Genomic DNA, 4,037 nt, shown 5'->3' on the forward strand with positions numbered 1-4,037 from the left:
CCCGCCTTGACCCGGCACCACCGGCCGTAGTGACAATTCCGGCTTCGGGGTGGTGGGCACCAGCCAGGCAACGCCCCAGGTCAGCTCCACCTCCGGACAGAGACCAGCCAGAGCGGCGCCGGGCGCCGACCCACCACAGCGATCCCTCCGTGCCCCGCGCCACAACCGGACGAACAGGAGTCCACGCGCCGTTTACCGCTTCGACCGGCCAGGTACGTACTTCGGATGCTTGCGACATCGAGGGTTGCGCGGGTAGTCAGGGCACACCCTGTGTGAAAAGAGGTCACCAGATGAAGCGCAAACGTGTCGGCTTGCTCGCGCTGGCCGGGTTGGCGTTGCTGAGCGTCACCGGCTTTGCCGTGGGGTCGGCGTCCGCCGCCGAAGGCGGGTCCGGGGATGCCCTCGCGCGCGGGCGGGGCCACCATGACCCCGTGATCATCGGACACCGCGGCGCGCCCGGGTACCGGCCGGAGCACACGCTCGCCTCCTACGAGCTCGCCTACCGGATGGGCGTCGACTGGGTGGACGTCGACCTCGTGCCCACCAAGGACGGCCAGCTCGTCGCCCGGCACGAACCCGAGATCGGCGGCACCACGGACGTCGCGAAGCACCCGGAGTTCGCCGACCGGAAGAAGACCGTCGTGCTCGACGGGGTCACCACCACCGGGTGGTTCACCCAGGACTTCACGCTCGCCGAGCTGAAGACGCTGCGCGCGGTCGAGCGGATCCCGCAGAACCGGCCGCACAACACGCTGTACAACGGGCGCTACCAGATCGCCTCCTACCAGGAGGTGCTCGACCTGACCAAGCGCCTCGGCCGCGAGCTGCACCGCACCCTCGGCACCTACCCCGAGGTCAAGCACTCGACGTTCTTCCAGTCCATCGGCAACCCGACCGAGCCGAAGCTGGTCGCCATCCTCAAGCGCAACGGCCTCGACCGGCCGGACGCGCCCGCGATCATCCAGTCCTTCGAGGTGTCGAACCTGATCGCGCTGCACCGGCAGCTGCGGACGCCGCTGCTGCAGCTGACCTCGGCCTCCGGCGCCCCGGCGGACTTCGTCGCGAACGGCGACAAGCGGACGTACGCGGACCTCGTCACGCCGCAGGGGCTGCGCGAAGTCGCGAAGTACGCGAAGTACCTCGGGCCGGACAAGGCGCAGGTCATCCCGCGGGACAAGAACGACAACCTGGGCACGCCGACCGCGCTCGTCGCGGACGCCCACAAGGCCGGCCTGAAGGTGCAGCCGTACACCTTCCGGAACGAGAACCCGTTCCTGCCCGCGAACCTGCGCTCGTCGGCCGAGCCGGACGCCTACGGTGACGTCTTCACCGAGGAAGCGGCGTTCTTCCGGGCCGGCGTCGACGGCTTCTTCGCCGACCAGCCGGACACCGCCCTCGAGTCGCTGCACGCGTTCCTGGGCCGTTAATCGCTTGGCGCGAAGGGCGCTTCCGTGGACGCTGAGTCCATGGAGGCGCCCTTTTCCGGCGTGGTCCTGGTCAGCCGCGGCGACGAGACGCTGCTCGCCGAGGCGTCCGGGTACGCGCACCTCGCGTACGGCGTCGAGAACACCGTCGGCACGCGGTTCGCGATCGCCAGTGGCACCAAGGGCTTCACCGCGCTGGTCGTCATCGGCTTGATCGCCGAGGGACGGCTGGGACTCGAGACCACCGCCCGCGAAGTCCTCGGCGACGACCTGCCGCTGATCGACGACCGGGTGACCGTCGAGCACCTGCTGACGCACACCTCCGGCATCGGCGACTACTGCGACGACGACAACCCGCCGGAACACCCGCCGTGGCTCGTCACGTCGGCCGACTACCTCGCCGCACTCGACGGCTTCCCGCAGGTTTCCCGGCCCGGTACGGAGTTCCGGTACAACAACGGCGCCTTCGCCGTCCTCGGCCTGATCGCCGAACGGATCGCCGGCATACCTTTCACCGACCTCGTCCACGAGCGGGTCTGCGGCCCCGCCGGGCTGACGGACACGGCCTTCCTCCGCTCGGACGCGCTGCCCGCCCGCACGGCCACCGGCTACCTCGCAGACGGGCGCACCAATGTGTTCGGCCTGCCCGTCGTGGGGCACGGCGACGGCGGGATCTACAGCTCCGCCCCGGACTTCCGGAAGTTCTGGCCGGCCTTGCTGGACGGGCGAATCGTGCCCCCTGAGTGGGTCGCCCGGATGCTGCGGCCGCACGCGGAGGGGTACGGCCTCGGCTTCTGGCTGCCCCGGCCCGGCGTCGTGCGGCTGGAGGGCGGCGACCACGGCGTCACATTCCGGAGCACGCACGAGCCGTCGACCGGGCTGACGGCGACCCTGATCTCGAACGACCACCGAGGTGGCGGGCCCCTGCTGCGACGGCTGGACGAGTTCTTGACGAAGGCTTGACACCCTCCGGGCCCGGGGCTACCTTCGGCGAATTCAATGGTCTGGCCGCATACCTTTCAAGAGGTGCCCGATGGATGTTTCCGACCAGCAGACCACCCCCGCCGACGACGACGCCGCCCGGCTGCACCAGCTGGGCTACGCCCAAGAGCTGAAACGGACGATGTCGGCGTTCTCGAACTTCGCCGTCTCCTTCACGATCATCTCGATCCTCTCCGGCTGCCTCACGCTCTACGGCTTCGGCATGAAGACCGGCGGCCCGGCCGCGATGATCTGGGGCTGGCCGCTGGTCGGGGTGTTCGTCATCCTGGTCGGGCTCGGCATGGCCGAGGTCTGCTCCAGCTACCCGACCGCCGGCGGCCTGTACTACTGGGCCGCGAAGCTGGCGCCCGGCCGGTCCGGTCCCGCGTGGTCGTGGTTCACCGGCTGGTTCAACCTCATCGGCCAGATCGCGGTCACCGCGGGCATCGACTTCGGCGCGGCGCTGTTCCTCAACGCGTTCCTCGACCTGCAGTTCGGCTTCGAAGCGACGCCGGGGCACACGATCCTGCTGCTCGCGATCATCCTCGTGGTGCACGGCCTCCTGAACACCTTCGGCGTCCGGATCGTCGCGATCCTCAACAACGTCAGCGTGTGGTGGCACCTGATCGGCGTGCTGGTGATCGTCGGCGTGCTGGTCTTCGTGCCGGCCAAGCACCAGGACGCGTCGTTCGTCTTCGGCAGTTTCGTCAACCAGACGGGCTGGGGGTCGGCGTTCTACGTCTTCGCGCTCGGGCTGCTCGTCGCGCAGTACACGCTGACCGGCTACGACGCGTCGGCGCACATGACCGAGGAGACGAAGAGCGCGGCGACGGCGGGCCCGCGCGGCATCGTCATGTCGATCGTCGTCTCCCTCGTCGCCGGCTGGATCCTGCTGATCGGCCTGACGTTCGCGATCCAGGACTACGACGGCGCCGTCGGCTCGGCCACCGGTGTCCCGCCCGCGCAGATCTTCATCGACGCCACCGGCGCCGTCACCGGCAAGTTCCTCCTGCTGATCTGCATCGGCGCCCAGCTGTTCTGCGGCATGGCGTCGGTGACGGCGAACTCGCGGATGATCTACGCCTTCGCCCGTGACGGCGCGATCCCGGGTTCGGGCTTCTGGCACAAGATCAACAAGCGCACGCAGACGCCGACCAACGCCGTGTGGCTCGCCGCGGGCGGCGCGCTGGTGCTGGCCCTGCCGTACCTGTGGAGCGCGACGGCCTACGCCGCGGTGACGTCGATCGCCGTGGTCGGGCTGTACGTGGCGTACGTGATCCCGGTGTTCCTGCGCGTCCGCCGCGGCGACTCGTTCGAGCCGGGGCCGTGGACGCTCGGCCGCTGGGGCAAGCCGATCGGCATCGTCGCGACGGTGTGGGTCGCGCTGATCTTCGTGCTCTTCATGCTGCCGCAGGTTTCGCCGGTGACCGTCGATTCCTTCAACTACACGCCGATCGCCTTCCTCGTGGTGCTGGGCGGGGCGGCGCTGTGGTGGGCGGTTTCGGCCCGGAAGTGGTTCAAGGGCCCGAAGGTCCAGGGTTCGGAGGCGGAACTGGCTGCGGTGGAACAGGAACTGAAGGACCTGGGCTGAGTCGTCGTGAGTGGTAAAGCGGGTTAGAACCCGCTTTACCA

General features: G+C 69.2%; 3 protein-coding genes. All 3 read left to right on the plus strand.

The window, feature by feature from the left end; all coding sequences use genetic code 11:
* Positions 1 to 290 precede the first annotated feature (290 nt).
* The 3 genes from ACWEVN_RS46905 to ACWEVN_RS46915 all read left to right on the plus strand — a co-directional run bounded on the left by ACWEVN_RS46905 (position 291) and on the right by ACWEVN_RS46915 (position 3,996).
* A complete protein-coding gene (locus tag ACWEVN_RS46905; protein ID WP_452055587.1) occupies positions 291 to 1,427 on the plus strand; it encodes a glycerophosphodiester phosphodiesterase in 1,137 nt (378 codons plus the stop codon).
* Positions 1,428 to 1,451: 24 nt separating this feature from the next.
* Entirely contained in the window at positions 1,452 to 2,387 is a 936-nt protein-coding gene (locus tag ACWEVN_RS46910) for a serine hydrolase domain-containing protein (protein ID WP_452055588.1), read from the plus strand.
* Between the two features lie 70 nt (positions 2,388 to 2,457).
* Positions 2,458 to 3,996 carry an amino acid permease gene (locus tag ACWEVN_RS46915; protein WP_449688126.1) on the plus strand — a complete coding sequence of 513 codons (1,539 nt, stop codon included), beginning with the start codon at positions 2,458 to 2,460 and terminating at the stop codon, positions 3,994 to 3,996.
* Positions 3,997 to 4,037: the final 41 nt, after the last annotated feature.

The sequence above is a fragment of the Amycolatopsis sp. NPDC003861 genome (assembly GCF_053605405.1).

What these genes read in the sequence shown, in the direction of transcription:
- ACWEVN_RS46915 (WP_449688126.1), top strand. Translation starts at nt 2,458, where the DNA reads ATGGATGTTTCCGACCAGCAGACCACCCCCGCCGACGACGACGCCGCC.
- ACWEVN_RS46905 (WP_452055587.1), top strand. Translation starts at nt 291, where the DNA reads ATGAAGCGCAAACGTGTCGGCTTGCTCGCGCTGGCCGGGTTGGCGTTG.